At 71.0% G+C, this 7,267-nt stretch carries 5 protein-coding genes; 3 read left to right on the top strand and 2 right to left on the bottom strand.

The genetic code is table 11. From position 1 onward, the window contains the following. The first annotated feature begins 747 nt into the window (after window positions 1-747). Window positions 748-1,455, top strand: coding sequence for a peptidase inhibitor family I36 protein (locus BJP40_RS05260; protein ID WP_079170936.1), 708 nt, complete (start codon window positions 748-750; stop codon window positions 1,453-1,455). Continuing rightward, complete coding sequence (locus BJP40_RS05255; protein ID WP_071278991.1) at window positions 1,452-3,011, top strand: phosphodiester glycosidase family protein; 1,560 nt, start codon at window positions 1,452-1,454, stop codon at window positions 3,009-3,011. The genes BJP40_RS05260 and BJP40_RS05255 overlap by 4 nt, the downstream gene beginning before the upstream one ends. An 82-nt stretch (window positions 3,012-3,093) precedes the next feature. Here BJP40_RS05255 and BJP40_RS05250 read toward each other — a convergent pair whose 3' ends face one another. Continuing rightward, window positions 3,094-3,990, bottom strand: a complete 897-nt coding sequence (locus tag BJP40_RS05250) for a LysR family transcriptional regulator (protein ID WP_071278988.1) — start codon at window positions 3,988-3,990, stop codon at window positions 3,094-3,096. 288 nt (window positions 3,991-4,278) lie between these two features. On the opposite strand from BJP40_RS05250, the gene BJP40_RS05245 reads away from it, so the two are divergent. After that, window positions 4,279-5,328, top strand: a complete 1,050-nt coding sequence (locus BJP40_RS05245; protein WP_143065884.1) for an AraC family transcriptional regulator ligand-binding domain-containing protein — start codon at window positions 4,279-4,281, stop codon at window positions 5,326-5,328. A gap of 254 nt (window positions 5,329-5,582) precedes the next feature. On the opposite strand, the gene BJP40_RS05240 is transcribed toward BJP40_RS05245, so the two are convergent. Further along, window positions 5,583-7,034: an MFS transporter gene (locus BJP40_RS05240; protein ID WP_218153192.1), complete on the bottom strand. Its 1,452-nt coding sequence runs from the start codon at window positions 7,032-7,034 to the stop codon at window positions 5,583-5,585. Between the last annotated feature and the right edge of the window lie 233 nt (window positions 7,035-7,267).

Below are 7,267 nucleotides of genomic sequence, written 5' to 3'. Positions count from 1 at the left end.
CCAGCGCCCACTGCTCGTCCGTCAGATCCGACGGATACCCGCCCCCAGAACCACTCACGCAGTGCTCAACGACCGCCCGAGCCCACGGCTACGGCAGATCTCAAACACGGTCTGAATCCGCCGTCAAGTATTGAATGGGAATCCCGCCAACCTGGAGAGGCCTTCGGCGGGTGCCGATTGACGGCTCCGCACCCCCGCGACGGAACCTGCAGTACTACGCCCGACGCACCTGCGGCGCAGGAAGTCGAACCTGCCGGGTAGGCGGCTCCCCCGACCCGCGATCAAGCTTCCTACCAGCAAACATCGGTGATCAAGTGTCCTTCCTGCACCGATTGGTGAATGCCGCTCAACCATCGGCGGAAATCACCTCGTAAGCGATGGCAAATCAGGCAAGCCGGTCGTGAGATTTGCGATTCGGGGATACGTGCTGTCCAATTACCCAATCGCTCGGGCTGATCCGCCGGAGGCGAGCTACGGGCCGTGACGAGCACGTCGGCCATGTCCTGTGCGCGCCCTCGCCCCCCTCCCGGAAGGAAGGGCCCGGTGCGAGACGGGCCCACAAACCCGCTGGCCTCCGTCGTGCTGCGCCGCGCTCGCAGCCGGGGTGAGGCACCGATTCCGAAGGACAGTCTGATCTCTCCGACAACCGGCCTCCTGGGATTCCTCGGCGACTGAACCTCCCGGGCCGACGGCCGAAGACACCGAGACCGATCAAACTGCACACCTGACCACCCATCGAGGAAGACTTTGAAGATCACCATGCTGCGCGGCGCCGTTGCGGCCGGCGCGCTGGCACTGCTCGGGACGGCGCTCGGCGCCCTGCCCGCGAGTGCCGCCGGGTACGAAGCCTGCCCGACCGCCTCGCTCTGCCTCTACAGCGCCGCCGACGGCACCAGCGACCCGGGCGACACCGTCCGCGCCTACGACATCGCCGCGAACCCCCAGGGCCAGTCGTACGGCACCTGGGGCGACCGCGCCGAGTCCCTGTACAACAACTCGCCCTACTGGGCCTGCCTGTACTCCGACGAGCGCTTCGGCGGCCAGGTGAAGGCCGTCGCCCCCGGCGCCAAGGACAACCTCTCCGCGCTCGCGGCGGACCTCGGCGGCAAGCTCGGCTCGCACAAGCTGGCCCCCTCGCAGGGCCACTGCTTCACCGGTTTCGAGCGCTGCGCCGACGGCGCGCTGTGCCTCTTCCAGGAGCCCGCCGGCCGCGGACGCCTCACCGCCACCACCCAGGACTACCGCGCCTACCACCCCGACGTCTGGGCGAACCAGATCGAATCGGTCGTCAACCGCACGGACAAGACGGCGTGCTTCTACACCAGGCACCTCGACGAGCTCACCGCGGCCGACAAACCCTTCCGCGTACTGCCCGGCGACGCCACCTCCGTGTCCGGCGCGCTGGCGAACACCTTCAACTCCCACCGCTTCAGCGACAAGGAGGACTGCTCGTGACCCCCCTCCGCCGGACCGGGGCGGCCGCCGCCCTGGCGGCCGCCCTCCTGGTCACCCTGCCTGGTGCCCCCGGCGCCGTCGCCACCACCGCCGCCCCGCCGCTGGCCGGCTGGGAGGCGATCACAGACCCCGACCCCGAGAAGGTCCTTGCCCCCGGCATCGAGCACTTCCGCTACCGCGAGAGCGCCCCGCCGCCCGGCGACCTGCGCCACGGCAAGCCGCGGCGCGAACTCAACGTGCTGCGGATAGACCCGGCGAAGGCCCCGCTGCGCATCGAAAGCACGTACGGCCGCGCCGCCGGCGACGCCGAGATCGTCCGCGACCAGCTCAACGCCAACAAGAACCTCCCCGTCGCCGGGATCAACGCCAGCTTCTTCTCCCCCGAGGGCCGGCACGCGCAGGCAGCCGCGGGCGAGGAGGAGTCCGTGCAGAGCTACGGCGCGACGGTCCGCGACGGCGTCCTGCTCGGCGCGGCCTGCAACCCGGAGAAGGCCAGCCGCCGGTCCCTGGTCCTCCAGTACGGCATCCCGTACATCACCGAGGTCGCGACGAGCATCGCCGTCACCAGCGACCGGGCCCCCGCCGGTGGCGGGCCCGTCCGGCAGACCGTCGACGACGTCAACCGCAATCCGGGCGGCGCGCTGGCCTGCCCGCGCGACGAGACCGACGGCGTGGGCGACAAGGACCCCGACGACCCGCAGGATGCCGAGGGCCGCAAGTACACCGACTCCGAGGGCCGGTCGATGACCGTGTACCAGGACCCGACGGAGTTCGTCCTCTTCAACGACCGATACGGGATGAAGACCCCGCGGCCCGACCTCAACACCGCGATCGGGTCGGACAACTCGGAGGGCTTCGAGGTCCTCGTCGAGCCGGACGGCAGCCTGACCCGCCCTTCGTCGTGGACCACCGTCCGCGGCGGCAAGGACGTCCCCCGGGGCAAGCACGTCCTCCAGGCCATCGGCACGGGCCCGACCGCGTGGCTGAAGGAGATGTACGGCCTGGGAGCGAAGCTCACGCTGGAGCAGAAGGTCACCGACACCCTCGACGACCGGGAGATCCCGCTCGACGAGTCCGTGGACATCGTCTCCGGCGGCCACCGGCTGATGATGAACGGTACGAACAAGTTCCCGAGCATCCGTGACGCGAAGGGCCAACCGACCTCCTGCGCCCGGCTGGTGACCTCCGGTGAGCAGGTCATCTGCAAGGACTCCCGGACCGTCGTCGGCGTGGATGGCCAGGGCCGCACGGTCATCGCCACCCTCACCGGCCCCCGGGACGAGAACCCGCAGACCGGCCAGGCCGACAGAGCCGTCTTCGACGGCGGCTTCTTCGCCGAGGTCACCAAGCCCCTGGCCGCGCTGGGCGTCATGGACGCGATCAACCTCGACGGCGGCGGCTCCACCACTCTCCTCATCCGCCAGAAGAACGACAATCCGGCCGACACGGCAGCGAACTACCGCCGGTACAGCGGCCTGACGGACCTCAAGCACCGCCCGGTGTTCGACGCCGTGTACGTCGGCCTCGGCGGGGAGGTCGTCACGCCGGGCGGCTAGCCACAGCCTGCGCCTCGCTTCGGATCCGGACGGGCTGTGCGTCCGTCCGGATCCGGCGGCCGGGGCGCCCCGGGCGCACGCCTCACACCTTGTACGGGTGGGGCACGCCGAGGGCCGTCTCCACGAACGCCTTCACCCGGGCGGAGGCCCCGCAGCGCGGCCAGATGAACGTGTAGTCCACCGTCGGCGCGTCCCGGAACGGAACCCAGACGATGTCGGGCCGCCCGAGGTACGGCTCGGCCCCCGCACAGGACGGCGTGACCCCCTTGCCCGCTGCCACGAGCACCAGGGTGGCCGGCCAGAAGTTGGCCGTACCGCCCTGCGGGATCGGCAGGCCGCCGGGGGTCCGCACCGGGAAGTTGGCGTCCATCCAGTACTGCGGCATGTTCCCGCTCATGGTCACCAGTGACGTGCGGGCGTAGTCCTCGACCGAGACGGACTCGTACGCAGCGAAGGGGTGCTCTTGGGAGACGAGCATGACGCGGTCCTGCCGGAACAGCAGCGGGCCGGCCGTGAGGTCCGGTTCCGCGACGGGGCCCTCGGTGACCTGGACGTCCACCTGGCCGCTGCGGATGGGCCCGTACAGGTCGGTGAGCTGGATCTCGTGGATCCGGACCTGGCAGTGGGGGTTCCGGTGCTGGAAGACGTCGGCGGCACGGAGCAGCACGTCGGCGGCCATCGGACTGGAGTACCCGACGTTCAGCACACCGCTGACGCCGCGCCCGGCCGACAGAGCGCGCTCGACCGCCTGCTGGATCTGGCGCTGGGCGGGCAGCAGGTCGTCGCGCAACTGCTCGCCCACCGGGGTGAGCACGACCCTGCGGCTCGTCCGCTCGAAGAGCTGCGCACCGATCTGGCGCTCCAGCTTCTTGATGGTCTGACTTACCCTGCCCTGCGCCAGTCCGAGCTTCTCGGACGTACGGCGGAAGTGCAGTTCCTCCGCCAAGGTCAGAAACGTCTCGATCTCGTGCCGCTCCACGGCCCCACCCCCCTGCACCGCCACCGGATCCGGCGGCACCGACCCGGCCCGCCCGTGCGGCCTGTCGGTCTGCGACTCGACGGTGCCGCCCGCCGACGGTGGACGCTGCGGGCCACCTGGTCGGCCGGCGGGGCGGCACACGGAAACGATCACCAAGCTACGGGTGCCGTGTCCGGCACAAGGGGGGCCGCACGCGCCGACAGGCGGACCCCGCGCGCCAACTGCGGACCGGCGGGAGCGCATCCCCGGCGTCCGTGGCCGCGAGCCCCCTGGCTATCCTCGGCGCCTGTGACTGCACCGCCCCACCACAACACCACCTCTTCCAGCCTGGCCCGTGTCTACGTGGCAGCCGCTCGGCTGCTCCACGTACCGCCGGAGGGCTACGTGGGGCTGCTCGGTCTGGCGCCGGAGCACCTGAACGACGACATGTGCCGCACCCCCACGAGCACGGTGGTCCGCCTGGCGGAGCTGGCGACCGCTCGCGCTCCCTGGACGATGCTCTCCCTGGCCCTGGCCAAGGAGTCCCGCTTCGGTGCGCTCGGTGCCTGGGACTACCTGGTTCCCTCCGCGCCCACGCCCCTCGAAGGCCTCCGGGACGCCTCCGACTGCTTCGCCTCGGTGGGCGACCCCTCCACCGACGCCCTCGGCATCAGCGAGGACGGCCGACAGATCACCGTCGGCCACGTCAACCAGGCCGATGTCGCCTACGAGGCGGGCAACGCCATCAGCGCCTACGCCCTCGGCGTGTACCTGCAGCGCCTGAGCAGCGCCCTTCAGCGCGACCTGGCCCCGTTGCGGGTCACGCTCGCCGCCGAAACGCCCCGTCGGCACGACTCCCTGATCGAGCTGTTCGGAACCCGCGCCATCGAGTTCGAGGCCCCGGTCAGCTCCCTCACCTTTCTGGCCTCCGACCTGGAGAGTCCCAACCCTGCCGCCCAGCCGGGGCTGTCCGCGGTGCTGAAGCGGCACGCCGAGCAGACGCTCGCCGCCTCGGTCCCGCTGCACGGCTGGCTCGACCTGTTCCGCGCCACTCTGGCCTCCGCCTACGAGGAGTCCACTCCCACTCTGGCGGCGGTCGCCCGGCGCATGGCCGCCGGCACCCGCACGGTCCAGCGGCGGCTGGAGGAGCACGGCACCACCTGGAACGGTGAACTCGACTCCTTGAGGCGAAGCCACGTGACCCGGCTGCTCCGTGGCACCGGCCTCGGTGTCGAGAGGGTGGCCGCCCGCAGCGGCTACGCCGATGCGCGGGCGCTGCGCCGCGGGGTGAAGCGCTGGTACGGGACCCCCCCCGCCGCGCTGCGCCGGGGACCGCTTCCACGCGCCCGACAGCCGTGAACCCGGCCGCGGCGGCGGATCCGAACCCCTCCAGCTCCCGCTCGCGATCCGCATGAGTTCGCCCTCGGCGAGCTTGGGCGCACCGGACTTCTTGAACAGGCCGGGTCCGGCCATGGCAGACCCCCTACTTTGCGTGCGCCCCCAACCACCCGATCTGCCGTTACCACGGAAGCGCAAGTCAACGGGCTCCGGAGAGGTCCACCCGGAACGAGCGGTCGACGGCGTATACCGGTGGCAGAGGGGCAAACAGGGGGTCAGACGCGTGACGCTCTGCGGGGCAGCAGGAACATCAACGCCCACATCACGATGACCGCTCCGGCGACGTACCAGATGGTGCCCGCGAAGGCACCGGTCACGGGGGTGCCGTGGCTGCCGGCGGGTGCGTGGACGAAGAACGTCACCGAGGCCAGGGCGATGCCCACGGCCGTACCGAGCTGCATCGCGGTGTTGAACAGCCCGGACGCGGAGCCGGCGTTCTCCGGCTCCACCTGCCCGAGTGCCAGTCCGGCGAGGCCGGCGCCGATCATGCCGAACCCCGCCCCGAAGAGGATCATCGGGGCGACCGCCGCCGCGAACGGCAGCGCGGTTCCCTGGCCCGTGACCAGCAGGTGGTAGCCGGCCAGGGTGAGCGCGACCAGCAGGGCACCCGCCTGCGGGACGCGCCGGGCATGGTCGGTGACCCACTTCGAGGCGAGCATGGCGCCCGCCATGCCTCCGATCGACACGGCGATCGATGCCGGAGCGAACCGGCCCGGGGAAAGGCCGAGGCCGTCCTGCATGAACAGGGTCCAGGTGAGCAGGAACATACCGGAGACGAGACCGAACACCAGCTGGGCGGCGAGTCCGCCGCCGAACGCCCTACCCCGCAGCAGGGACAGCGCGACCAGCGGCGAGCCTCCCTTCGCGGTCCTGGCCCGCTGCTGCACCACGAAGGCGGCCAGGACCAGCAGTCCTGCCGCGAGCATGCCGAAGCTCCAGGCGGGCCATCGCCGCTCGCCGCCCACGGTGAGCGGGTAGACGATCAGCAGGAGTCCGGCGGCGGACAGGGCCATCCCGAGCGGGTCCAGGCGCCGCGCCTGCTCGTCTCGGGACTCCGGGATGAAGCGGAGGCCGAGCAGTACGGTGGCCAGGCCGATGGGCAGGTTGATCAGGAAGATCGGACGCCAGCCGAGGTCGAAGAGGTCGGCACTGGTCAGGGCGGCGCCCAGGACCGGGCCGACAACCCCGCCCAGCGACATGATCATCCCGTACAGGCCGAACGCCTTGGCGCGGGACTGCCCGTCGAAGGTGACGTGGATCGTGGCCAGGACCTGCGGCACCATCGCCGCGGCCGCCGCGCCCTGGAGGGCCCGGGCGGCGATCAGCAGTTCCGGCCCGGTGGCGATGCCGCACAGCAGGGAGGCGAGGGTGAACACGCCGGTGCCGGCGAGGAAGATCCGCTTGCGCCCGTAGAGGTCTCCCAGGCGCCCGCCGGTGATGAGGGCAAGGGCGAAGGAGAGGGTGTACGCGGCCGGAATCCACTGCACCGCGGCGCTGGAGGCGCCGGTGTCGCCCTGGATGGAGGGCAGGGCGGTGTAGACGATCGAGCCGTCGAGCGCGTTCATCAGCTCGGCGACCAGCACCACGATCAACGTGATCGTGGCCGCGCGAGCCGACGCGGCCGGGCGTGGCCGGACCGTCGTCGTGGTCTGGGTGTCGGATGACACGGAGAAAATCCTGTTCTGACAGTGGGGGTACGGGCAGGCCGGGGCCGCGTACGCCTACTGCGCACAGGAGCGGAAAAGGGTGTGACGAAGCCCAGGCCATCGGGACATGCCGCCGATGGACCTGACCGGGAGCGAGCCTGAGCGGCTCACGGGGTCAGTGCCACAGCGAACGGCTACTGGGCCTGGGAGATACGTCGTCACCTCGAAACACACACGAGCGAGACTCGGATGCG

Source organism: Streptomyces sp. CC53 (genome assembly GCF_001865245.1).
GTDB lineage: Bacteria > Actinomycetota > Actinomycetes > Streptomycetales > Streptomycetaceae > Streptomyces.
Note: the sequence above shows the minus strand (reverse complement) of the source record. Positions and strands in the feature narration are given on the sequence as shown.